Below are 23,803 nucleotides of genomic sequence, written 5' to 3'. Positions count from 1 at the left end.
GAAACCTCAGGGCTTGCTGGCAATCAGCGAAATGACTTCAAAATGCGGCGGACGCTTTTCGCGGGTCACCGTTTCCAGGCTGGAGACCACCAGGCCGGCCTTCTCGGCGAACTTACGCAGTTCCTTGTCCGAGAAACCCAGGTTGACGTGGCCATAGGCCTCGACGGCGGCCTTGTGCTCGTGGCGGGCCAGGCTGCAGAGCAGCAGGCGGCCACCGGAGCGCAGCACGCGCGCGCCTTCGGCCACGGCCTGGGCCGGCTTGGCGGCGTAGGTCAGTGCATGCATCAGCACCACCAGGTCGAAGCTGCGGTCCTTGAAGGGCAGGGCATGCATGTCGCCCTCGCGCACTTCCACGTTGGCCAGGCGGCGCAGGCGTTCGCTGGCGGCGGCCACGACGCGGGCGCTGGTGTCGATGCAGACGTAGCGCTTGGCATGCGGGGCCACCAGTTCCGCCAGCACGCCATCGCCGGAGGCGATATCGAGCACGTCCCCGGTTTCCAGCAGCGGCAGCGCCGTGCGCGCCAGCGCTTCCCAGGTGCGGCCGGGCGAGTAATGGCGTTCCATGTCGCCGGCCACGCTGTCGGCCCAGTTCTGATCGGCGGCGCGGCTGGCCAGCACGCTGGCCACGCGTTCAGCATCCTGGCGCAGCAGCGGGTCGTCGCTGCCGGTGCTCAGGGCGTGCCACAATGCGCGTTGGGCCGGGTCCAGCGCGGCATCGTCGAAGCGGTAGTACGCCGACACGCCTGCGCGCCGGTCGCGCACCAGGCCGGCTTCCTTGAGGCGGGCCAGGTGGGTCGACACCCGCGGCTGGGCCAGGGTGGTGATGGCCGACAGCTCGGCCACGGTGAGTTCTTCCTGCTCCAGCAGCGCCAGCAGGCGCACGCGGGTGGCGTCGGCGAACACCTTCAGCCGGACCGACCAGTCCTCGAGATCCATAAATATCTACCTATCGCGATATAGAGATATTTTCGTCCTTTGGCGCCTTCGCGGTCAAGTCAGCCCGGATTGGGTGGCCCCCGGTACAATCGCCGCACCTGGACGCGCCCGGCGCGGCCATATCGACATGTTCCTGGGAGGGTTTCGTGGATTTCAGTTTCACCGAAGAGCAGCTGATGCTGCAGGACGTTGCGCGCCGCATCGCGCAGGAAAAGATCGCGCCGAGCGCCGAGCACCATGACCGTACCGGCGAGTTCCCGCTGGACAACATCCGCCTGCTGGGCGAAAACGGCCTGATGGGCATCGAAGTGCCGGCCGAGTACGGCGGCGCGGGCATGGACCCGATTGCCTACGTGCTGGCGATGGTGGAGGTTGCCGCCGGCGACGCCGCGCATTCGACCATCATGTCGGTCAACAACTCGCTGTTCTGCAACGGCATCCTGACCCACGGCAGCGAGGCCCAGAAGCAGAAGTACGTGCGCGCCATCGCCGAGGGCGAGGCCATCGGCGCGTTCGCGCTGACCGAGCCGCAGTCGGGTTCGGACGCCACGGCCATGCGTTGCCGCGCGGTCAGGCAGGCCGACGGCACCTATGTGATCAACGGCAAGAAGAGCTGGATCACCTCCGGTCCGGTGGCCAAGTACATCGTGCTGTTTGCCATGACCGACCCGGAGCAGGGTGCGCGTGGCATCACTGCGTTCATGATCGACACCGACAAGGTCGGCTTCCACCGCGGCAAGACCGAGCCGAAGCTCGGCATCCGCGCCTCGGCCACCTGCGAGATCGAGTTCCAGGATTACGTGGCGGCGGCTGAAGACGTGGTGGGCAAGGAAGGCGAGGGCTTCAAGATCGCGATGGGCGTGCTGGACGCCGGCCGCATCGGCATCGCGTCACAGGCGATCGGCATCGCACGTGCGGCCTATGAGGCCACGATCGAATACGTGAAGGACCGCAAGGCCTTCGGCGCGGCGATCGGTACGTTCCAGATGACCCAGGCCAAGATCGCCGACATGAAGTGCAAGCTGGATGCAGCGCTGCTGCTGACCCTGCGCGCGGCATGGGTGAAGGGCCAGGGCAAGCGTTTCAGCAACGAAGCGGCCATCGCCAAGCTGACCGCTTCGGAAGCGGCGATGTGGATCACCCACCAGGCCGTGCAGATCCACGGCGGCATGGGTTACTCCAAGGAAATGCCGCTGGAGCGTTACTTCCGTGATGCCAAGATCACCGAGATTTACGAAGGCACCTCGGAAATCCAGCGCCTGGTCATCGCCCGCAACGAAACCGGCCTGCGCTGAGGCGGCTTCTCGCTGTACAGACCAAAGCATCGGGGCCCTATTGGGGCCCCGATTGCTTTTGGGGTGTCTGATTGCATGGTGTACCTGGGTACCGGGCTGCGCCCGGTAGCTTCATGCATCTGGGCGAACAGCCGTTGGCCACCGGTTTGCCGGAGTTGGCGAGCCGGTGCGGGTTTGCGGGGGGCGCCGTGAATCCGTCCCTGGAGGCTCTTGCGAAACATCCATGTTTCGCAAAGCCCCCGCAAACCCGCCCCGGCTCGCCTTTGAAAGTAGGCAGGAGGCCAAGGAAAAAGCACAGGGCAACGAGCCACGCCGGTAGGGTTGGTTCCCAAACAACCGCCGTGAAAATTTCCACGTTCGATAACGCATTGAACTGATCGAAGCAGGTGCAGGCATCGCCGGCACACCGGCTTTTCCCGTAGCAAGGATAGACCGCGCGCCTCACTCCGTTCCATGTCCATGCGCCACGGCGCCGATCTTTGCAATCGGTAGTCGTTCGGGAATCGACCCCACTCCTGCCTCATCCTCAGGAGCCACATCGGACCACAGGAGCCACATCGGACCACGCAGCACGCGTACGTCTCTTCCAGCGCTATCGCGGCACTTCGCATTCCAATGTCCGGCCGTTCCATCGGCAGATGATGGTTACCGGCAGGGTGCGATCCGCAACGTGTACGGGAACGCCAGAGACGTAGGCGGCATTGAGCCAATTGTTCAGCGTCTGCTCGTCGCTGAAAGTATACGCGCCCGCGAAATCGGGTCCCGTTTCAGGATCCGACGCGGCCCGATCGGGGATGGGGTTGCCCTCGGCATCCCTGCTGTGACCGTTCTGATACTTGGCCAGATCCACTGCATCCGTAGAAATCACCAGTCGTGTAGTGGACCCGTCCCGCCACGTGATCACATACGTAACGCTTTCAACGCCGGTCAGCCGGCTTCCCACGCTCATGATGATGGAGGTCATCGTGGGAGCCAAAGCGTTCCATACGGGATAGCGGGTGTCAGCCCCGCAGAATGCGGTGCCGATTCCCGCCTCTAGCCCCTTTCGGTGATCGGTCGAGATCACGACGTCGGAGGCCGTCAACGATTTGAAGGTATCTGGAAACGTGATTCCATTGGTATTACTCGGATCATCGGGATGTACCGGAACAATGACGCTGCGCCCGCGCGCTTGCGGCGGCAACTGCTCGGCCGATTCCCGGGCGGCTTCCATCAGGCGAAGCAGGCGGTGGAAGGAGTTGCTGATATCGTCGGGTACGGGTACGGGCAGCGCCCGGTAGCGCTTCAACTCGCGGTCGTACTCGACATCGTAGGCAAGCAGCTTCTTGCCGGACACATCAACGACGACAGTCAAGCCGACGCCCGAAGCGATGGCGGCCTGCCGGGGATCCGCGCAGTTCTCGCAGTTGATGACACCGGCTGCACGGGCAGCGGGTGCGGCAAACATTCCAGAGGCGATAGATGCGATGAGAAGAATCGCGTAGGTTTTGACTGACAAAGACATGGACCACTCCTTCGGTTGATGGAGTGTTGTTGTTACGCCCGATGAAGTCATAACGTTGCGCGACGCGTAGCAAATGCCGAATCTGGTGTCACACGCGACAACGCAAGGCGTTTGTAAGCCAGTGGCGCGTAGGAATTACGTCAACGGCTTTTCCCGTGGCACCGACCCGCCTAGCCAGAGATCGTCTCAGCCAGGCGCTGTTCGCACAAATGCATCAGCAGCCGGGCGACGCCCGGCAACACAGCAAGCGTGCAACCGCAAAAAAAAGGCCCCGGATCGCTCCGGGGCCTTTCGCGTTTCATTCAAACAAAGATCAACGATCCGGACGATGCGCTGCGGTGGCTTCGCCCTGGCGTTCCAGGAACTCCTTGGACGGTTCGTCCAGCTTGTCGCCCAGCATGCGGCGGACCACCACGAAGAACACCGGGATCATCAGCAGGCCCAGGAAGGTGGCGAATACCATGCCGCCGATCACGCCCGTACCGATGGCGTGACGCGCGTTGGCGCCGGCACCGGTGGAGATCGCCATCGGGATCACGCCCATGATGAACGCGAACGAGGTCATCAGGATCGGCCGGAAGCGCAGGCGCGAGGCTTCGATGGTCGCCTCGCGCAGGTTCTTGCCTGCTGCGCGCTGCTCCACCGCGAACTCCACGATCAGGATCGCGTTCTTCGCCGCCAGGCCGATCACCGTGATCAGGCCGATCTTGAAGTACAGATCGTTGGGCAGGCCACGGGCGAGCGAGAACGACAGCGCACCCAGGACGCCCAGCGGTACCACCAGCAGCACCGCCACCGGGATCGACCAGCTTTCATACAGCGCCGCAAGGCACAGGAACACCACCACGATCGACAGCACCAGCAGCAGCGTGGCCGCATTGCCCGCCAGGATTTCCTGGTAGGACATGCCCGACCAGTCATAGCCGAAGCCTGCCGGCAGGTCGTCCTGCACGATCCGCTCCATTGCCTGCATCGCTTCGCCCGAGCTCTTGCCCGGTGCCTGCGAACCGACGATGTTGATCGCCGAATAGCCGTTGTAGCGGCTCAGCGACGGCGGGGCGGACACCCATTCGGACTTCACCACCGTGCTCAGCGGAATCATCGCCGGCGTACCGTCGGCGTTGGTCTGCAGCGAACTGGGCGTGTAGAAGCTGTTCAACGACTCCGCACCGGTGCGGAACGGACCATCGGCCTGCATGGTCACGCGCTTGATTCGGCCCTGGTAGAAGAAGTCGTTCACGTATACCGGCGCCAGCATCAGCTGGATGGTGCTGTACACGTCCGACACCGACAGGCCCATCGTCTGCGCCTGCACGCGGTCCACGTGCAGCTGCAGCTGCGGCGCGTTTTCCAGCCCGTTCGGGCGCACGCCGGTGAGCAGTTCCTTCTCCTCGGCCGCCTTGCCCAGCAGGATGTTGCGCGCCTGCGTGAGCTGTTCGAAGCCGGCACCGCCGCGGTCCTGCAGCCACATGTCGAAGCCGCCGAACTGGCCCAGGCCCTGCACCGTGGGCAGGTTGACCACGAAGATCTGCGCCTCCTTGATGCCGTAGAACGCGCCGTTCATGTTCTGGATGAACTCGGGCACCGTGATGTCACGGTCCGCCCACGGCTTGAGCCGGATGAAGCCCATGCCCACGTTTTCGCCCGAGCCGACGAAGCTGAAACCGGCCACCTGCAGCATGCCTTCGAAGCCATCCTGCTTTTCCAGGATGCCGCGCATCTGCGCGAAGGTCGCATTGGTCTGCGCCTTGGTCGAGCCCGGCGGCAGCTGCACGATCGCCAGCGCATAGCCCTGGTCTTCTTCCGGCAGGAAGCTGCCCGGCATGCGGGTGAACAGGAAGCCGCACAGCACGGTGAGCACCACGAACAGGATCATCCAGCGCGGCGCATGCTTCACCGCCGAGGTGATGTGGCCCACGTAGGTGCCACTGACCTTGTCGTAATACTTGTTGAAGGTGCGGTAGACCACGTTCGGTTCGCCGTGCGTGGCCTTCAGGAAGGTCGCGCACAGCGCCGGGGTGAAGCCCAGCGCCAGGAACGCCGAGAACGCCATCGCGATGGCGATGGTCAGCGCGAACTGCTTGTAGATCTCACCGGCGGCACCGCCCTGCAGCGCCGACGGAATGAACACCGCCGCCAGCACCACGGTGATGGCCACCACCGCGCCGGTGATCTGGGTCATGGCCTTCTGGGTGGCGGCCTTCGGCGGCAGCTTCTCCTCGGTCATGATGCGTTCGACGTTCTCGATGACCACGATGGCGTCATCGACCACGATGCCGATCGCCAGCACCATCGCAAACAGGGTCAGCTGGTTGATGGTGAAGCCGATGATGCTCATGCCCAGGAAGGTGCCCAGCAGGGCGACCGGGATGACCAGCGTGGGGATCAGGGTGGCGCGGAAGTTCTGCAGGAAGATCAGCATCACCAGGAAGACCAGCACGATCGCCTCGATCAGGGTCTTGACCACTTCCTCGATCGAGATCTTCACGAACGTGGTGCTGTCGTACGGCGAGAACCAGGTGACCCCGGTCGGGAAGGTGGATTCCAGTTCATCCATCTTCGCGGTGACCGCGTTGGCCACGTTCAGGGCGTTGGCGCCCGGCAGCAGCTGGATCGCGAAGGCGCCGGTCGGCTTGCCGTTGTACTGGGTATCGAAGCCGTAGTTGTTGGCACCGAAGGCGATGCGCGCCACGTCCTTGAGCAGCACGCGCGAACCGTCCGCGTTGGCCCGCAGGATGATGTTCTCGAACTGGTCAGGCGAGCTGAAGCGGCCCTCCGCCGATACCGTGGCGGTGAAATAGTGGCCTGCCGGCGACGGATCGGCGCCCAGCGAACCGGCCGCGAACTGCACGTTCTGGGCCTTGATCGCCGCCAGCACCTGGGTGGCCGAGAGGTTGTAGCCCTGCATGCGTTCCGGGTTCAGCCAGATGTTCATGGCGTATTCGGAACCGAACTGCTGGGTGCTGCCCACGCCGGGAATGCGCGAGATCTGGTCGAGCACGCGCGAACCCACGATGTCGTTGAGCGCATCGCGGGTGATCGCTTCGCTGTCCGACTGCAGCGCCACCACCATCAGGAAGCCGGCGTTGGCCTTGGCCACCACCACGCCCTGCTGGGTCACTTCGGTGGGCAGGCGCGGCGTGGCCAGCGACACCTTGTTCTGCACCTGCACCTGGGCGATGTCCGCGTCGGTACCGGTTTCGAAGGTCAGGGTGATGGTCGCGCGGCCGTTGGAGGCCGACGAGGAGCTGAAGTACAGCAGGTGATCGATACCGGTCAGCTGCTGCTCGATCACCTGGGTGACCGACTTTTCGGTGGTGTCGGCGCTGGCGCCGGGGTAGGTGGCGCTCACCGTCACCTGGGGCGGTGCGATGCTCGGGTAGGACTCCACGCCCAGACCCAGGATCGAGATCACGCCCGCAAGCGAGATCAGGATCGCGACCACCCAGGCGAATACCGGGTGTTCAATGAAAAATTTAGGCATGACGGAAGGTCCCGTTATTGCTTGGTCGGTTCGGCAGCCGGAGCGCCATCGGAGGGCTTGGCGGCCGGATCAGCGGCGGCATCGGCCGGCGCGGTGCCCGCGGCAGCGGGGGCGCCCGCAGCCGGTGCGGCACCCGCTGCCGGTGCAGCACCCGCAGGCGCTGCGCCAGGTCCGTTGGCGGCGGTCGGGGTCCAAGGCTTGGCCGAGGCCGGCGAGCCTTCCTTGACCTTCTGCACGCCAGCCACGATCACCTGGTCGCCCGGTTCGATGCCGCTGGTGACCAGCCAGTTGCTGCCCTGCTGGCCTTCGGTGACCACGTTCTTGCGCACCACCTTGCCGTCCTTGCCGACCACCATCACGAAGCCGCCGGTGGTGTCGCGCTGCAGGGCCTGCAGCGGGACGAGGAACGCATTTTTGCGCTCACCCAGTACGGCCTGGAAGCTGACGAAGGCGCCCGGCAGCAGGATCTGCTGCGGGTTGGGCAGTACCGCGCGCAGGGTCACCGCGCCGGTGGACGGGTCGACCACGGCCGAGGAGTAATCCAGCGTGCCCGGCTGATCGTACATCGTGCCGTCGGACAGCTTCACCTGCACGGTCGACTTGCCATCGCCGCTCAGCGACACCGCGCCGGCGGCCTGCGCACGGCGCAGCTGGGTCAGCTCGTCGGAGCTCATCGAGAAGTTGACGAACAGCGGGTCCAGCTGGTCCACGGTGGTCAGCAGGGTAATGTCGCTCTGGCCGACCAGCGCGCCTTCGGTGACCTGCTGCTTGCCGGCGCGGCCGGCGATGGGCGAGGTGACCTGGGCGTAGCCGAGGTTGATCTTCGCATTGGCCAGCGAGGCCTGCGCCTGCTGCACGGCGGCGGCGGCGGTGCGCTCGGTGGCTTCGGCGGCGTCCAGGTCGGACTTGGAGACGAACTGCTTGGGGGCCAGCGAGCGGGCGCGCGCGGCGGCGGCCTTGGCATTGGCATAGGTGGCCTGGGCCGACGCGAGCTCAGCCTGCGATGCATTCAATGCGGCCTGCAGCGGCGCCGGGTCGATCAGGAACAGCACCTGCCCCTGTTTGACGTCCTGGCCTTCCTGGTAGACGCGCTTGAGCAGCACGCCCGGCACGCGGGCGCGCACGTCGGCGCTGCGGTACGGCGACAGGCGGCCCACCAGCTCACGCTGCAGCGGCAGCGTATCGGCCTTGGCTTCGATCACGCCCACTTCCGGCGGCGGGGGCGTCTGTTGTTCCGGCTTCTTGCAGGCGGTCAACGCAACGGCGACAGCGCACGTCAGGGCGAGGGTGCGGAGTGGGGCAATCATCAGGAGAAACTCCGGTGTTGGTTTGAATGCGGTAAGCGGATCGCCTCGGGCGCAGCGAACGCGCGCAGGAAACTGTCCACGGAAAATTCGGCCCACCGGCGCCGCTGTGACGCGTCGGCACGATGGGGGGTGTGAAAGCGCTGCTTCTCGAAATCCTGTCCCGCGATCATGCTCAATAGCAGTTCAGCCATGAAGTGCGGGTCGTCATGGCGCAGAAGCGACTCCTGGATGCGATGTTGGATCCATTCAGCAAGGTGAAAAGTCAACGCCTCCGCCCCATCCCGATACAAGGAACGTGCCTCATCGGGAAAACGGGCCGCCTCTCCGGCGATCAGCCGGCGGGTCTGGACCACGTGCGGCTCATTGAAGTGGTCCAGGTAGTCGAAGGCGAACTGCAGCAGGCAGCCGCGCAGGTCATCGCCTTCCAGTGCCCGAAGCCCGGCCGTGGCCCGGCACAGGTGCCGCTGCAGCACCCGGCGCAGCAGTTCCTGCTTGCTGCCGTAGCGGCTGTAGAGGGTCTGCTTGGAACATCCGGCCTGCTGGGCCACCGACTCCATGCTCAGCTGCATGCCCTGGGTGGCCATCAGATCGCGCACGGCATCGAACACGCGATGATCGCGCGCGTCCAGCAAGGCGGCGGCAGGGGCGGGGGAGTTCACGCGGTGGACTATACCGTCCAGTTCAGAATTGGAGAAGCGTTGTGTTTGGTACTGGCATGCGATGTAAACGCCACCCAACTGAAAAACCTTATTCCGTCCTGCAGCAAGGCCTTTTCATGCGGTAGGGCTACAATTTCATCTTTCCAACTGGGCAACACGCACCGCTCTGCCATGAAACCGCAAAAAACAGCAGCCAAGACCGTGAAAAAAACGACCAAACCAGCCGATACGCAGACTGTTTCACCAGTGGGCTTCTCGCTGGAACCGGTGTACACGGCCTTGCGCAAGCGTTACCCGGCGGCCGGGCAGGCCGAGGCAGTGGCGTTCGCCGCAGACTTCTACAAGCGCATGGAAGCGGACGAGTTCCCGCACCACACCGCTGAAGAATGGGCCGCACTGGCCGGCGACACCCTCGAATTCGCCCGCGTGCGCAAGGCCGGCAAGGCCAACGTGCGCGTGTTCAACCCGACCCTGAAGGCCAACGGCTGGGAATCTGCCCACACCGTGCTGCAGATCGTCAACGACGACATGCCGTTCCTGGTCGACACCGTGACCATGACCCTGGCCGAACATGGCGTGGGCGTGCACGTGCTGGGCCACCCGGTGATCCGTTTCACCCGCGACAAGGCCGGCAAGCTGTCGACCGTGGGCGAAGGCACCGCCGAATCGGTGATGCTGCTGGAAATCGACCGCCAGCCGGCCGACGCCATGGCCGATGTCGAACAGGCCATCGTCAAGGCGCTGGATGAAGTGCGCGCTATCGTCGGCGACTGGGAGGCCATGCGCAACAAGGCGCTGGCCCTGGCCGACGACCTCGGCACCCGCCAGCTGCCGGTCGACGACGCCTCGCGCGCCGAAGCCCAGGCGTTCCTGCGCTGGGCCGCCGAAAACCACTTCACCTTCTTCGGTTACCGCGAATACCGCGTGGAGAAGCAGGGCAAGGAAGACGTGCTGGCGCCGTTGAACGACACCGGCCTGGGCCTGATGCGCGGCAAGGACAAGTCCGCTGCACGCCCGGTCAAGACCTTGGCCGCACAGGGCCTCAACGCCACCACCGGGTTGAAGGACGCGCTGATCCTGACCAAGACCAATGCGCGTTCGCGCGTGCACCGCGCCGGCTACATGGATTACATCGGCGTGTTGGAATTCGACGCCAAGGGCAAGATCATCGGCGAGCAGCGCTTCCTGGGCCTGTTCACCTCCAGCGCCTACAACCGCCGCCCGTGGGAAATCCCGCTGGTGCGCCAGCGCCACGAATACGTGATGAGCAAGTCGGGCCTGGCTCCGGCCAGCCACAGCGGCAAGGCACTGCGCCACATCCTGGAAACCCTGCCGCGCGAAGAGCTGTTCCAGTCCAGCGAGGAAGAGCTGTACCGCACCGCCATCGGCGTGCTGGGCCTGCAGGAGCGCGTGCGCAGCCGCCTGTTCCTGCGCCGTGACAAGTACAGCCGCTTCATCTCCGCGCTGGTGTACCTGCCGCGCGAGCGTTTCAACACCGACGTGCGCCTGCGCATCGAGGCGATGCTCAAGGACGCGCTGCAGGGCGAATACGTGGACAGCTCGGTGGTGCTGGGCGAATCGCCGCTGGCCCAGGTGCACCTGATCGTACGCCCGAAGGCTGGCCAGACCCTGGAAGTGGATACCAGCGCACTGGAACAGAAGCTGGCCCAGGTGCTGCGCAACTGGCAGGACGACCTGCGCGAAGCGCTGGTGGCCCGCCATGGTGAAAGCGAAGGCCTGCGCATTGCCGCCCGCATCGGCAAGGCACTGCCGGCCGGTTACATCGAAGACTCCAGCACCGAGATCGCGGCCAACGACGTCAGCCAGCTCGACGCGCTGACCGGCCCGGACGACCTGCGCCTGAGCCTGCAGGCCGTGCACCGCGAAGAAGGCGATGGCCTGCGCCTGAAGCTGTACCGCCAGCTGGATGACATTCCGCTGTCGGACGCGCTGCCGATGATGGAAAACATGGGCCTGCGCGTGATCGCCGAACGCCCGTACCGCCTGAGCGTGGACAACGCGCCGGTGTACGTGCAGGACTTCGAAGTGGAATCGCTGGCCGGCGCGATCGACGCTGCTGCCGCCGATGCCGCCTTCGGTGAAACCTTTGCCCGTGTCTGGCACGGCGATGCCGAGAACGACGGCTTCAACCGCCTGGTGCTGGCCGCTGGCCTGCATTGGCGCCAGGTTGCGATGCTGCGCGGTTACTGCAAGTACCTGCTGCAGACCGGCGTGCCGTTCTCGCAGGCCTACGTCGAAGCCACCTTCACCCGTTACCCGCTGCTGGCCCGCCTGCTGGTGGAGCTGTTCGAAGCCCGCTTCGACCCGGCCACCGGGCATGAGGACAAGGTCGCCATCGCCGATGGCCAGGCCGACCTGCGCGCGCACCTGACCGTGCTGGCCGGTGGCGACGAAGGCACCCTGAAGGTCATCAAGACCGTGGTCGATGCCCGCAAGGGCGACCGCAAGGCGCAGATGGACGCCGCGCGCGACGCGCTGGTCAAGCTGATGGACCGCGTGTCCAGCCTCGACGAAGACCGCATCCTGCGCAGCTTCATGGGCGTGATCGACGCCACCCTGCGTACCAGCTACTACCAGACCGATGCACAGGGCCGCCCGGGCCACGTGATCAGCTTCAAGTTCGATTCGGCGCTGGTGCCGGACCTGCCCAAGCCGCGCCCGTACCGCGAAATCTTCGTGTACGGCCCGCGCGTGGAAGGTACCCACCTGCGCTTCGGCGCGGTTGCCCGTGGCGGCCTGCGCTGGTCGGACCGTCGCGAAGACTTCCGCACCGAAGTGCTGGGCCTGGTCAAGGCGCAGATGGTCAAGAACACGGTGATCGTGCCGGTCGGCGCCAAGGGCGGCTTCTTCGCCAAGACCCCGCCGGCCAGCGGTGACCGCGATGCGGTGTTCGCCAACGGCGTGGCCTGCTACAAGCTGTTCATCCAGGGCCTGCTGGACATCACCGACAACATCGTCAACAACAAGATCGTGCCGCCGGTGGACGTGGTCCGCCACGACATGGACGACCCGTACCTGGTGGTGGCTGCCGACAAGGGCACCGCGACCTTCTCCGACATCGCCAACGGGCTGGCCATCGACCACGGCTTCTGGATGGGCGATGCGTTCGCTTCCGGTGGTTCGGTCGGTTACGACCACAAGGGCATGGGCATCACCGCGCGTGGCGCGTGGGAGTCGGTCAAGCGCCACTTCCGTGCGCTGGGCCGTGACAGCCAGACCCAGGACTTCACCACCGTGGGTGTCGGCGACATGTCCGGCGACGTGTTCGGCAACGGCATGCTGCTGTCGCGCCACATCCGCCTGCTGGCCGCGTTCGACCACCGCCACATTTTCCTGGATCCGAACCCGGACGCGGCGACCTCGTTCGTCGAGCGGGAGCGCATGTTCACCGTGCCGCGTTCCAGCTGGGCCGACTACGATGCGAAGCTGATCAGCAAGGGCGGCGGTATTTACCCGCGCACGCTGAAGTCGATCGAGATCACCCCGCAGGTGCGTGAGGCGCTGGGCCTGGACGACAACGTCAAGGCGCTGTCGCCCAACGACCTGATGAGCGCCATCCTCAAGGCGCCGGTGGACCTGCTGTGGAACGGCGGCATCGGCACCTACGTCAAGGCCGCCACCGAACAGCACAGCGACGTGGGCGACCGCGCCAACAACGCGCTGCGCGTCAACGGTGGCGACCTGCGCTGCAAGGTGGTGGGCGAGGGCGGCAACCTGGGCATGACCCAGCTGGGCCGCATCGAAGCCGCCCAGGCTGGCGTGCTGCTCAACACCGACTTCATCGACAACTCGGCCGGCGTGGATACCTCCGACCACGAAGTCAACATCAAGATCCTGCTCAACGATGTGGTGCGGGCCAAGAAGCTGACCGTGGACGCACGCAACAAGCTGCTGGCGTCGATGACCGACGAAGTGGCCGACCTGGTGCTCAACGACAACTACCGCCAGAACCAGGCCCTGAGCCTGATGGAGCGGATGGCGGTCAAGCGCCTGGGTTCCAAGCAGCACTTCATCCGCACGCTGGAAAAGCAGGGCCTGCTGGATCGCCAGATCGAGTTCCTGCCGACCGATGCCGAGCTCTCCGCACGCAAGGCGCGTGGCCAGGGCCTGACCCGTCCGGAGCTGTCGGTGCTGCTGTCGTATTCCAAGCTGGTGGCGTTCCAGCAGCTGCTGGAATCGGACATCCCGGAAGACCCGTACCTGTCCAAGGAACTGCTGCGTTACTTCCCGACGCCGCTGCAGAAGAAGTATGCCGATGCGATGGAGCGTCACCGCCTGAAGCGCGAGATCATCGCCACGGCCGTGACCAACCAGACCATCAACCGCATGGGCGCCACGTTCCTGATGCGCATGCAGGAAGACACCGGCCGCACCATCGCCGAGGTCGCCAAGGCCTACACCATCAGCCGCGAAACGCTGGATGCACGTGCCCTGTGGGCGCAGATCGATGCGCTGGACGGCACCCTGCCGGAGTCGGTGCAGATCGATGCGCTGGAAGTGATCTGGAAGCTGCAGCGTTCGTTCGTGCGCTGGCTGCTGTTCCGCCCCGGCGCGATGCCGGGCATCACCGAGGCGGTGAACCGCTACCAGGCCGCGTTCAACGACATCCGCGAAGCCTCCGGCGTGCTGCCCGATTCGCAGCGCCCGGCCTATGAGGCCAGCGTGCAGGAGTGGAAGGAGAAGGGCCTGCCGCCGGCACTGGCGCAGCAGCTGTCCGAGCTGCAGTTCCTGGAACCGGCGTTCGACATCATCGAACTGGCGCGTACCCGCAAGCTCAAGCCGGTGGACGTGTCCAAGGTCCACTTCCGCCTGGGCGACGCGCTGCAGCTGCCGTGGCTGTTCGAGCAGATCGACGCGCTGGAGGTCAATGGCCGCTGGCACGCCGTGGCCCGTGGCGTGCTGCGCGACGAGCTGGCCGCCCATCACCGCAACCTGGCCGCCCAGGTGCTGTCGATGAAGGGTGGCAGTGCCGAAGCCAAGGTCGCGGCCTGGATCGGCCGTGACGACAGCAGCCTGCGCTTCACCCTGTCGATGCTGCAGGAGCTGGCCGAGCAGAAGACGCTCGACTACCCGACGGTCTCGGTGGCGGTACAGCGCCTGGGCCAGCTGGCGGCCCACGGCGCGTAACCTGCGCTGATGCGTGAAAGCAAAAGGCCCCGCCATTGGCGGGGCCTTTTTGTTGGCGCTTCGATCCGGTTTGAACGTCGGGACGTTTGTTGCGGGCTTGGGTATCCGGGTTCGGAGGCTTGGGCCGCGCTGCGCGCGGTGCCCGGCCAACGGCCGGGGCTACGAATTGCTGAGGGCCCATGGGGATCTGGATAAATCCACGTGGGCTCCGGACGCGTTTCGGTAGCGCCGGCCGTTGGCCGGCCCTGGGAACGCCGAAGGCGGCCGATCACCTGCACGAACCGGTATGCTTCGCGGGTATCTCCGGTGGATCTTTTATGACCGACACCCCCCGCATCGCGTTCCTTGCCAGCAACACCGAGGCGGCCCAGTCGGCCCGCGCGGCCGCGGTGGCACGCTATGGCGACCACGCGCCGGACGCTGCCGAGGTGCTGTGTCCCCTGGGCGGCGACGGTTTCATGCTGCAGACCCTGCACCGGCATGGGCATCTTGGCCTGCCGGTGTTCGGCATGAAGCTGGGCACCGTGGGCTTCCTGATGAACCAGTACAGGGCCGAGGACGACATCCAGGCGCGCATCGCCCGTGCCGAGCCGGCCAACCTGCGCCCGCTGGAAATGCTGGCGCTGACCGAATCGGGCACCACCACCGGCTCGCTGGCCTATAACGACGTGTCGCTGCTGCGCCAGACCCGCCAGGCCGCGCACATCGGGGTCGACCTCAATGGCCAGGAGCGGGTGGCCGAGCTGATCGGCGATGGGGTGCTGGTGGCGACCCCGGCCGGCAGCACCGCCTACAATTACTCCGCACACGGCCCGATCCTGCCGCTGGGCTCGCACACCATCGCACTGACCCCGCTGGCGCCGTACCGGCCGCGGCGCTGGCGTGGCGCGATCCTGAAGGCCGATACCGAAGTGCGCTTCCGCGTACTCGACCCCTACAAGCGCCCCGTCAGCGTGACCGCCGATTCGCACGAGACCCGCGACGTGGTCGAAGTGACCATCCGCGAGTCGCGCGAGCGCCGGGTGACCCTGCTGTTCGATCCGGAACACAACCTGGAAGACCGGATCCTCAGCGAACAGTTCATGTTTTGAAGGATTTTTGACCGCCATGGGCGACAACACCCCCCGTTTGCTGACCGTTGCCGTGACCTCGCGCGCCCTGTTCGACCTGGAAGAGGGTCACGCGCTGTTCGAGGCCGAAGGCGTGGACGCCTATGCCGAGTACCAGCGCAAGCACGAGGACGATGTGCTGCGCCCCGGCGTGGCGTTCCCGGTGGTGCGTAAGCTGCTGGCGCTCAACCAGGGCCAGTCGCCGGAATCGCCGCGGGTCGAGGTCATCCTGCTGTCGCGCAATTCAGCCGATACCGGTCTTCGCATCTTCAATTCCATCCAGCATTACGACCTGGGCATCATCCGCGCCACCTTCACCGCCGGCGAGCCGACCTGGCCGTACGTGAAGCCGTTCGGGACCGATCTGTTCCTGTCGGCCAACCCGGAATCGGTGCGGCGTGCGCTGCGGCATGGCATCGCCGCGGCCACGATCCTGCCCAAGCCGCACGGCGAGACCCTCGCCGCGGCCGAACCGGTCGACATGAGCCAGCCGCTGGGCCAGCTGCGCATTGCCTTCGATGGTGACGCGGTGATCTTCGGCGATGAAAGCGAGCGCATCTCGCGCGAGCAGGGCGTGGAAGCGTTTGGCCGGCACGAGCGCGAAAACGCCCGCGAGCCGCTCAGTGGCGGTCCGTTCCGCAACTTCCTGTCGGCGCTGCACACCCTCCAGGCCGTGTTCCCGTCGGGCGAGGATGCGCCGATCCGTACCGCGCTGGTCACCGCGCGTTCGGCCCCGGCCCATGAGCGGGTGATCCGCACGTTGCGCGAATGGGGCGTGCGCCTGGACGAAGCGCTGTTCCTGGGCGGCCGCCACAAGGGCCCGTTCCTGGAAGCGTTCGGCGCGGACATCTTCTTCGACGATTCGCAGCACAACATCGACAGCGCCCGCCAGCACCTCAGCGTGGCCGCCGGCCATGTACCGCACGGCGTGGCCAACGATTGACGGCGGTCACGACCAACGGTCGTGACCTACCGGTCGGGCGGATACATGGGTAGGTCACGACCGTTGGTCGTGACACCGACTAATCGAGCGGCAGCTCGATATTGACCAATTTCCAGCGCAACCCCTGCCGCTGCAGCACGAACACCACCGGCGCGCCCTGCGCCGTATGGGTGGTGGCGGTGAATCGTGACGTGGACTCGAACCGGTGCGTCGCGGCCTCAAGCGGCCGCGCCGCCCGTGGCGCCGCGTAGGCGTCATTGCTCTCCAGGTCATTGCTGGCCCGCTTCCACAGCGTATGGCCTTCCATCAACGCCCCGATCCCGGTCGGCGTGACCATCGCATCCACCGCCGTGCCGCTGAGCTTCTGCCCGGCGGTCAGCAGCAGCGCGCCGACCAGGTTGGACTGCACGTCCGGCCCGGCGCGGCGCACCACGTAATCATCCAGCTGCGCGCGCAGGTTGGCGCGCAGCATCGGGAAGTCCACGTAGCGGTCCAGCTGGGAGGTATCGCGCTGCTCGATCGCCCCGGCCAGCCCGCGCAGGGTCAAATAGGGCCCGCTGACCAGCCAGCCTGCCAGCAGCACCACGACAAGCCCCAGCAGCAGAAGCAGCTTTTTCATGCCGCCAGCTTGCCGAAGCCCACGTCAAGGCGGGGTAGAGTGCTCAAAACTCCAGATCCAGCGCGGCGCACAGATAGTCCACGAACGGCCCCAACGCCACCAGATCCTTCGCCAGCGTCTGCCGCAGCTTCGGCCCGGTCATGGTCGCATCATCCAGCGAGCGCCAGAACACCCAGTTGCGATGCTTCAGGTCGTCGATGAATTCGAAATCCGGCTCGAACCCACGCGGTGCCCGCACCAGCTTCTCGCTTTCCTCGAAATCGAACGTCTTCCGCAGCGCCGGCGCATGCGCCGCCGCCTTCCACGCGCCGGGATTGTCCACGATGAAATGGCGCACCTTGCGCTGGGTGGCCGGCTCGGGATGCCACAGGCCAGCGCCAACGAAGCACCCGCCCGGTTGCAGGTGGATGTAGAACGACGGCGCCGGTACCTGCTTGCGCCGCTCATGGAACAGCCGCGCGCCCTGCCAGGTCTTGTACGGCGACTTGTCATTGGAGAAGCGCGCATCACGGTAGATGCGGAACAGCGAGCCGCCCACGCCGCGCGGGTCGGCGCGGAAGTGCCCGCTCACCGCCGCCAGGTCCGGCTGCAGGTCGCTGATCAGCTGCAGGAACGGCTGGCGCACGTGCTCTTCGTACTTCGGCTTGTGCGCGTTGAACCAGGTCTTGTCGTTGTTGCGCGCCAGCCCGCGCAGGAAGGTGAAGCTGGCGGGAGTGAAATAGGTGCTCACAGGCTCTGCTCCAGATCGGTGCCCCAGTCGCGCAGGTGCTGCAACAGGGCAAGTTTGGCCGGGTCGGCGGCATGCTCCAGCGCCAGCGTGTCCAGCTGCGCGCGGAAGTCGGGCAGGGTCTGCTCGCCCAGCCCGGCATCGCCGAGCAGGCGCTGCCGCCGGTAATCGTTCCAGCGCCCGCGTTCGCCGGCATCCAGCGTCTGCGGGTGGTTGCGCGCGCGGTAGCGGAACAGCAGCTCCGGCATGCGCGGGTCTTTCAGCCGCTCGGCGAAACCGGCCAGCTCGGCCGGCGGGCTGGTGCGCAGGCGGGACATCAGCGCCTTGTCGCCGTCGGCCAGGAAGCCGTCGTACAGCGATGCATCCACATCGCTGACCGTGGCCACGCGCTCGCCGCCGTACACCTGCCGTACCTTCTCGACCAGCGCCGGGCCGGCCTCGCGCACGCGCGCGGCATTGGCGTCCACCGTGGCCACGTCGATGCCCAGCCGGGCATGGTCGGCCGGGCGCAGGTGGTTCCAGGCCACCAGCGCGGGCACCTTGTTCAAGTGCACTTCCTTGAGCGGTACGCGCTGTTCGCCCTCGGCCAGGTCGGCGGCGCGCGTGTAGAGGCGCGCGGCCAGCGTTTCGGCCGGCAGGGCCAGCAACCCATCGATGTCGCCTTCCAGGTCCAGCGCGATGACCCGGTTGTTGATGTACGGGTGGCGCGCGATCGGCATCACCGGCGCGGCGCACATGCGCTGGGCCGGGTAGCGCATGGAGATGTGCAGCACCGGCTGCATTGCGTCCACGTCAAGCAGGCTGCCGACGAAGCGCTTGTCGCGCAGCTTCAGGGCGTAATCCCACAGCCGGGGTTGGGCCTGCTTGAAAAGACGCGCCATGCCGATGGTGGCGTGCACGTCGGACAGTGCCTCGTGCGCGTCGCCCTGGCGCACGTCGTTGGCCAGCGCCAGGTGCTCAAGCTTGAACGAGGTCGCGCCATCCTCGCGCTGCGGCCAGGCGATGCCGTCCGGGCGCAGCGCATGCACCAGCCGCAGCATGTCCAGCAGGTCCCAGCGCGAGTTGCCGTTGCGCCACTCGCGTTCGTAGGGATCGAAGAAATTGCGGAACAGGCCGTGGCGCACGAACTCGTCGTCGAAGCGCAGCGTGTTGTAGCCCAGCGTGCACGTGCCCGGGCGCGCCATCAGGTCGTTGATGCGCGAAAACGCCTCGGCTTCGCTGACCCCTTCGGCCAGCGCATGCTGCGGGGTGATGCCGGTGATCAGCGTGGCAATCGGCGAGGGCAGCAGGTCGTCGGCCGGCTTCACGTAGAAGCTCACTGGCGCGTCGATCATGTTCAGGTCGGCGTCGGTGCGGATCGCGGCGAACTGCGCCACGCGGGTGCGGCGCGGGTCCTGGCCGAAGGTTTCCAGGTCATAGAACAGGAAGCTGTCGGCCATCAGTGCGCGCCCTCCAGAACGGTCAGCTGTTCGTGGACCACGCGTTCCAGCGCGGCCCAGTCGATGTGCTCCAGGCTGTCGTGGCCGGCGGTGGCCGTTTCCAGGATGCGCCGCTGCAGCTCGGTGCGTTCCAGCGCCACCGCGTACGGCGTGTGCAGGAAGGTCACCATGGTGTAGTGCGGCACGAAGCGGGTGGGCCAGCGCGCCTGCAGCTGCTGCTCCAGCTCGCGCTGCAGCAGGAAGGCCGGGTCGGCCACGCGGTCGCGCATTTCCAGGTAGTTTTCCAGCGCCATCTGCTGGATCGCTTCGGCGTTGGGCTTGCGCTCGGCCTCGAAGGCGGCGAAGGCCTGGGTCAGCGAATCCTGCTCCAGCAGGTGGCGGGCCAGCGCAACGCAGTCCTCGAACGCGCAGTTCATGCCCTGGCCGTGGAACGGCACCATGGCGTGGGCGGCATCGCCGAGCAGCACCGCACGGCCCTGCAGGTGCCACTGGCGCAGGTGCAGGGTGCCGAGCAGGCCGGGCGGGTGTTCTTCCCAATCGCGGCGCAGGTTTGGAATCAGCGCCAGCGCATCGGGGAAATCGCGCGCGAACAACGCCTCGGCTTCGGCACCGCTGTTGGTGGTGGCGAAGCTGGGGTTGCCTTCGTTGGGCAGGAACAGGGTGACGGTGAAGGTGCCTTCGTCATTGGGCAGCGCGATGCACATGTAGTTGCCGCGCGGCCAGATGTGCAGGGCATTGGCCTCGATCCGGAAGCCGCCGTCGTCGGTGGGCGGGATTTCCAGCTCCTTGTAGGAGTGATCGAGGAACTCGATGCGCTCGTCCAGCGGGTGCTTGCGGTTCATGGCCGCGCGCAGCGCCGAGCCGGCGCCGTCGGCGCCGATCAGCGTATCGAAGCGGATGTCGTGTGGATGGTCGGTGCGGTCATCAATGAAGCGTGCGTAGCCGGCATCGAAATCCACGGTGTGCAGGCGGCGGTGGAAGTGCACCTGCGCCCCCGCATCTTCGGCCAGCTGCAGCAGGGTGGTGTTGAGGTCCTTGCGGTGGATGGACCAGATCACTTCGCTGTCGTCGCGGCCATAGCGCTGCAGCTGCGGCGCGCCCTGGCGCGGGTGCACCATGCGGCCGCGCATCATCACTGCCTTGGCCATCACCGCGTCTTCGACCCCGGCCTGGCGCAGCGCGTTGCGGCCGCGTTCGGCCAGGGCCAGGTTGATCGAGCGGCCGGACTCGTAATCGGCGATGCGCGGATCGCCGCGGCGTTCGTACAGGGTGATCCGCCAGCCCTGGCGAGACAGCAGGATGGCCAGCAGGGAGCCGGCCAGGCCTGCGCCGATGATGCTCAGGGAGCGATGGGGGGTAGCGATCAAGGCGGTTCCGCGCAGGGATGGGGGAGGGCGGCTTACAGGCCGGCCCAGGATTCCACTTCCTCGACGAAGTGGTGCAGGTCAAGGTAGCGGTTGTACAACGGGGTGGGCGAGATACGGATCACATCGGGTTCGCGCCAGTCGCCCAGCACGCCCACGGTCTGCAGGTATTCGAACAGATTGCGGCCGCGTTCACGGCCGGCCACTACGCGCAGCGACAGCTGGCAGCCACGGCGTTCCGGTTCGCTGGGGGTGAGCACTTCGAGCACGCCGGGCAGGCGGGCGCGGACCAGCGCATCGAGCAGGCCGGTGAGCTGCAGCGACTTGTCGCGAAGGGCCTGGATGCCGCCGGCCTTGTCGATCACGTCAAGCGCGGCCCGCAGCGGGGCCAGGCCCAGCACCGGCGGGTTGCTCAGCTGCCAGCCTTCGGCGCCCACCGCCGGCACGAACTGCGGGGCCATCTTGAAGCGGGTGGCTTCCTCATGCCCCCACCAGCCGGCGAAGCGCGGCAGGCTGGTGTCGCGGTGGTGGCGTTCGTGCACGAAGCAGCCCGCCACGGCACCGGGGCCGCTGTTGAGGTACTTGTAATGGCACCACACGGCGAAGTCCGGCGCGATGTCGTGCAGCTGCAGCGGCACGTTGCCGACCGAGTGGGCCAGGTCGAAGCCGACCCGGGCGCCCTGCAGGCGGGCCATGCGGGTGATCGCATCCAGGTCGAATACCTGGCCGCTGCGGTACTGCACGCCGGGCCACAGCACCAGCGCCAGGCGCGGGCCGTGTTCGGTGATGGCGCGTTCGATGGCCTGCAGCGAGATCGTGCCGTTGGGCTCATCCGGCTGGACTTCGACCAGGTCGGTGGCCGGGTCGAAGCCGTGGAAGCGGAGCTGTGATTCCACCGCGTGGCGGTCGGTCGGGAAGGCGCCGGCTTCCATCAGGATCACCGGGCGCTCGGCGCTGGGCCGGTAGAAGCTGACCATCATCAGGTGCAGGTTCACGCTCAGCGTGTTCATGGCGACCACTTCGCTGGGCAGGGCGCCCACTACCTCGGCCAGCTGCCGATTGACCAGGCGGTGGTAGCCCAGCCACTGGGTGTCACCGGTGAAGTGGCCTTCCACGGCGAGCGCGCCCCATTTGTCCATGACCTCCTGCACCGCCGCCTTGGCCCCGCGCGGCTGCAGGCCCAGCGAATTACCGACGAAATAGGTCTGGTCGCGGTGGTTGTGCTGGGGGAAGACGAATTCAGCGCGCAGCGCACGCAGCGGGTCGGCGGCGTCCAGGGCGGTGGCATGGGTGCGGCTGAGGAGCTCGGACATTGGACGATAGATGTTGTCTGTGAAAACACAGTTTATCTATCTGTTTGCCCTATGGGATGAATCCGACATAGGGGCCGAAAACGGCGTGGCATGGCGCCAGATAGCCGGTTTCGGTCCAAATCAGGCCGCCGGCAACGGATCCACATGCCCGCACGCATCGCACGTGCGCAGGTCCAGGGATGCCTGGTATTCGGCAAACACCTTCGGCAGGTCGGTCTCGATGTTCTCGAGGGTGAAAAACACCTCGTACAGCTTGTGGTTGCAGCGCTCGCAGAACCACATCACGCCGTCGCGCTCGTGCGCCAGCCGCTTGCGCTCGACCACCAGGCCGACGCCGCCGGGCGGGCGGCGTGGCGAATGCGGCACCTTGCCCGGCAGCAGGAAGATCTCGCCGGCGCGGATCGGGATGTCGCGCACCGCGCCGTCTTCCTGCACCTTCAGCAGCATCTCGCCTTCCAGCTGGTAGAACCACTCCGGGCCTTCGTCGTAATGGAAGTCGGTGCGGCTGTTCGGCCCGCCCACCACCATGATGATGAAGTCGCCGTTCTCGATCATCTTGTTGCCCACCGGCGGCTTGAGCAGGTGGCGGTTCTCTTCGATCCAGCCCAGCAGGTTGATCGGGGGCGCAAGCATGGCGATGGGTTCCTGCAGGAAGGGTCAGTCGCGCCGGCCGTGGCGCGGAACGTAGGAGAGGGCCTTTTCGTAGGCCGGCTGCAGTTCCTCGGGACTGCCCACGTCGATGCCCATCTCGCGCACCCGGCCGTCCTTCAGGCTGTAGACCCAGCCGTGCACCATCAGCTTCTGGCCACGCGCCCAGGCGTCCTGCACGATGGTCGAGCGGCAGGCATTGACCACCTGCTCGATCACGTTCAGTTCGCACAGCCGGGCGTGCTTCAGTTCCGGCTCTTCGATCGCATCCATGATGGCGGCATGCTTCTGTGCCACATCGCCCACATGGCGCAGCCAGTTGTCGGCCAGGCCCACGCGGGTATTGTTGAGGCTGGCATGCACGCCGCCGCAGCCGTAATGGCCCACGATCAGGATGTGCTTCACCTTCAGCTGGTCCACCGCGTACTGGATCACGCTCAGGCAGTTCAGGTCGGTATGCACCACCACGTTGGCCACGTTGCGGTGAACGAACACCTCGCCCGGGGCCATGCCGATGATCTGGTTGGCCGGCACGCGCGAATCGGAACAGCCGATCCACAGGTATTCCGGGTGCTGCTGCTTGGCCAGCTGGTGGAAGAACTCGGGGTCTTCCTTCTCGATCCGGTCTGCCCAGTCGCGGTTGTTCTGCAGCAGCTTGTGGATGTCTTTCATCAGTGCGGTACCTCAAGTTTCCAGCGCATCCACTGCGCCAGCTCATGCGAAGGAGGGGAATCGAGGGCCGACAGCGCGTCGATCACGCCGTGCTGGTTGGCCTGGGGATGGTTCTGGCTCAGTTTGAGCTTGATCTGCACCTGCTGGGCGCGGAAGCGGAAGCCGATGATGCCGGCCAGCATGCGCCGCTGACGCGGCTCGATCGGCAGCAGGTCCCAGTCGCCGCCGACCTGCGCCTCGTACCTGGCGCTGAGCCGGTCCAGCATGTCGATCAGGGCGTCCGGATCGGTCACCGGTTCCAGCGTGCCGCGCAGTTCAGCGGCCGCGTAGTTCCAGGTCGGTACGCGGGCCTGGGCCTCCTTGTCCGGGTACCAGCCCGGCGACACGTAGCCGTGCGGGCCGTGCACCAGTATCAGCGCGGGACCGGCGTGGCCGGCCTGCGGGTTGGGCCGGGCCCAGTGGCCTTCGATCAGGATGTCATCGCCGTCGCGCCTGTACACCACCGGCAACAGGGTTACCTGCGGCAGGCCGTCGCTGCCGGTGGTGACCACGGTGACGAACGCATCGCGTTCCAGCAGGCGGTCCAGCCAGGCCAGGTCGGTCTCAACGAAGTCGGCCGGGATGAACATGGTCGGC

The 23,803-nt window shown here is 66.2% G+C and carries 16 protein-coding genes and 1 pseudogene; 4 read left to right on the top strand and 13 right to left on the bottom strand.

All coding sequences use genetic code 11. The features are described from left to right. Positions 1–6 precede the first annotated feature (6 nt). Entirely contained in the window at positions 7–936 is a 930-nt protein-coding gene (locus V9K91_RS10295; RefSeq protein ID WP_068852932.1) for a metalloregulator ArsR/SmtB family transcription factor, read from the bottom strand. A gap of 146 nt (positions 937–1,082) precedes the next feature. Between V9K91_RS10295 and V9K91_RS10290 the strand changes: the two genes are divergently transcribed. Then, a complete protein-coding gene (locus V9K91_RS10290; protein WP_095362744.1) occupies positions 1,083–2,231 on the top strand; it encodes an acyl-CoA dehydrogenase family protein in 1,149 nt (382 codons plus the stop codon). Between the two features lie 592 nt (positions 2,232–2,823). Here the strand turns inward: V9K91_RS10290 and V9K91_RS10285 are convergent. The 4 genes from V9K91_RS10285 to V9K91_RS10270 all read right to left on the bottom strand — a co-directional run bounded on the left by V9K91_RS10285 (position 2,824) and on the right by V9K91_RS10270 (position 9,185). After that, a complete protein-coding gene (locus V9K91_RS10285) occupies positions 2,824–3,735 on the bottom strand; it encodes a hypothetical protein (protein ID WP_095362743.1) in 912 nt (303 codons plus the stop codon). A 313-nt stretch (positions 3,736–4,048) separates the two neighbouring features. Further along, positions 4,049–7,219, bottom strand: coding sequence for a multidrug efflux RND transporter permease subunit (locus tag V9K91_RS10280; RefSeq protein WP_068852926.1), 3,171 nt, complete (start codon positions 7,217–7,219; stop codon positions 4,049–4,051). Between the two features lie 14 nt (positions 7,220–7,233). Next, positions 7,234–8,526 (bottom strand): efflux RND transporter periplasmic adaptor subunit, encoded by a 1,293-nt coding sequence (locus V9K91_RS10275; RefSeq protein ID WP_095362742.1) that lies wholly within the window; start codon positions 8,524–8,526, stop codon positions 7,234–7,236. Further along, positions 8,526–9,185, bottom strand: coding sequence for a TetR/AcrR family transcriptional regulator (locus V9K91_RS10270; RefSeq protein WP_068852919.1), 660 nt, complete (start codon positions 9,183–9,185; stop codon positions 8,526–8,528). The genes V9K91_RS10275 and V9K91_RS10270 overlap by 1 nt, the downstream gene beginning before the upstream one ends. Before the next feature lie 255 nt (positions 9,186–9,440). On the opposite strand from V9K91_RS10270, the pseudogene V9K91_RS10265 reads away from it, so the two are divergent. From V9K91_RS10265 to V9K91_RS10255, 3 genes and pseudogenes are all read left to right on the top strand, one after another. Beyond that, positions 9,441–14,333 (top strand): annotated as a pseudogene (locus V9K91_RS10265) (NAD-glutamate dehydrogenase domain-containing protein); the annotation flags it as partial. A 317-nt stretch (positions 14,334–14,650) separates the two neighbouring features. After that, a complete protein-coding gene (locus tag V9K91_RS10260; RefSeq protein WP_068852913.1) occupies positions 14,651–15,424 on the top strand; it encodes an NAD kinase in 774 nt (257 codons plus the stop codon). A gap of 16 nt (positions 15,425–15,440) precedes the next feature. Beyond that, a complete protein-coding gene (locus V9K91_RS10255; RefSeq protein WP_068852910.1) occupies positions 15,441–16,385 on the top strand; it encodes a 5'-nucleotidase in 945 nt (314 codons plus the stop codon). Between the two features lie 79 nt (positions 16,386–16,464). Here V9K91_RS10255 and V9K91_RS10250 read toward each other — a convergent pair whose 3' ends face one another. From V9K91_RS10250 to V9K91_RS10215, 8 genes are all read right to left on the bottom strand, one after another. Continuing rightward, positions 16,465–17,004, bottom strand: coding sequence for a DUF2939 domain-containing protein (locus tag V9K91_RS10250; protein WP_095362740.1), 540 nt, complete (start codon positions 17,002–17,004; stop codon positions 16,465–16,467). Between the two features lie 43 nt (positions 17,005–17,047). Continuing rightward, the gene (locus tag V9K91_RS10245) at positions 17,048–17,734 is read right to left on the bottom strand and encodes a DUF2461 domain-containing protein (protein WP_249832754.1); all 687 of its coding nucleotides are present in this window, start codon (positions 17,732–17,734) and stop codon (positions 17,048–17,050) included. After that, on the bottom strand, positions 17,731–19,170 hold the full coding sequence (sbcB, locus tag V9K91_RS10240) for an exodeoxyribonuclease I (protein WP_336443190.1): 1,440 nt from the start codon (positions 19,168–19,170) through the stop codon (positions 17,731–17,733). Before sbcB ends, V9K91_RS10245 begins: the two co-directional genes overlap by 4 nt. Continuing rightward, positions 19,170–20,537 (bottom strand): NAD(P)/FAD-dependent oxidoreductase, encoded by a 1,368-nt coding sequence (locus tag V9K91_RS10235; protein WP_307106751.1) that lies wholly within the window; start codon positions 20,535–20,537, stop codon positions 19,170–19,172. Before V9K91_RS10235 ends, sbcB begins: the two co-directional genes overlap by 1 nt. A 32-nt stretch (positions 20,538–20,569) precedes the next feature. Beyond that, positions 20,570–21,847, bottom strand: coding sequence for a kynureninase (gene kynU, locus V9K91_RS10230; protein WP_093532543.1), 1,278 nt, complete (start codon positions 21,845–21,847; stop codon positions 20,570–20,572). Positions 21,848–21,967: 120 nt separating this feature from the next. Continuing rightward, positions 21,968–22,480, bottom strand: coding sequence for a 3-hydroxyanthranilate 3,4-dioxygenase (locus V9K91_RS10225; RefSeq protein ID WP_336443188.1), 513 nt, complete (start codon positions 22,478–22,480; stop codon positions 21,968–21,970). Between the two features lie 24 nt (positions 22,481–22,504). Beyond that, complete coding sequence (can, locus tag V9K91_RS10220) at positions 22,505–23,167, bottom strand: carbonate dehydratase (RefSeq protein ID WP_068852892.1); 663 nt, start codon at positions 23,165–23,167, stop codon at positions 22,505–22,507. Next, the gene (locus V9K91_RS10215; RefSeq protein WP_336443187.1) at positions 23,167–23,796 is read right to left on the bottom strand and encodes an FMN-binding negative transcriptional regulator; all 630 of its coding nucleotides are present in this window, start codon (positions 23,794–23,796) and stop codon (positions 23,167–23,169) included. The genes can and V9K91_RS10215 overlap by 1 nt, the downstream gene beginning before the upstream one ends. Positions 23,797–23,803 lie beyond the last annotated feature (7 nt).

The sequence above is a fragment of the Stenotrophomonas sp. CCNWLW57 genome (assembly GCF_037203925.1).
In the GTDB taxonomy this organism is placed as follows: Bacteria; Pseudomonadota; Gammaproteobacteria; order Xanthomonadales; family Xanthomonadaceae; genus Stenotrophomonas; species Stenotrophomonas rhizophila_A.
The sequence above is the reverse complement of the archived record's forward strand: the minus strand, read 5'-3'. Positions and strand labels throughout refer to the sequence as shown.

Excerpts from the sequence above, each read along its gene's own strand:
- V9K91_RS10295 (WP_068852932.1), bottom strand. The coding sequence starts at position 936 with ATGGATCTCGAGGACTGGTCGGTCCGGCTGAAGGTGTTCGCCGACGCC.
- V9K91_RS10285 (WP_095362743.1), bottom strand. The coding sequence starts at position 3,735 with ATGTCTTTGTCAGTCAAAACCTACGCGATTCTTCTCATCGCATCTATC.
- V9K91_RS10280 (WP_068852926.1), bottom strand. The coding sequence starts at position 7,219 with ATGCCTAAATTTTTCATTGAACACCCGGTATTCGCCTGGGTGGTCGCG.
- V9K91_RS10275 (WP_095362742.1), bottom strand. The coding sequence starts at position 8,526 with ATGATTGCCCCACTCCGCACCCTCGCCCTGACGTGCGCTGTCGCCGTT.
- V9K91_RS10260 (WP_068852913.1), top strand. The coding sequence starts at position 14,651 with ATGACCGACACCCCCCGCATCGCGTTCCTTGCCAGCAACACCGAGGCG.
- V9K91_RS10255 (WP_068852910.1), top strand. The coding sequence starts at position 15,441 with ATGGGCGACAACACCCCCCGTTTGCTGACCGTTGCCGTGACCTCGCGC.
- V9K91_RS10250 (WP_095362740.1), bottom strand. The coding sequence starts at position 17,004 with ATGAAAAAGCTGCTTCTGCTGCTGGGGCTTGTCGTGGTGCTGCTGGCA.
- sbcB (WP_336443190.1), bottom strand. The coding sequence starts at position 19,170 with ATGGCCGACAGCTTCCTGTTCTATGACCTGGAAACCTTCGGCCAGGAC.
- kynU (WP_093532543.1), bottom strand. The coding sequence starts at position 21,847 with ATGTCCGAGCTCCTCAGCCGCACCCATGCCACCGCCCTGGACGCCGCC.
- V9K91_RS10225 (WP_336443188.1), bottom strand. The coding sequence starts at position 22,480 with ATGCTTGCGCCCCCGATCAACCTGCTGGGCTGGATCGAAGAGAACCGC.
- can (WP_068852892.1), bottom strand. The coding sequence starts at position 23,167 with ATGAAAGACATCCACAAGCTGCTGCAGAACAACCGCGACTGGGCAGAC.
- V9K91_RS10215 (WP_336443187.1), bottom strand. The coding sequence starts at position 23,796 with ATGTTCATCCCGGCCGACTTCGTTGAGACCGACCTGGCCTGGCTGGAC.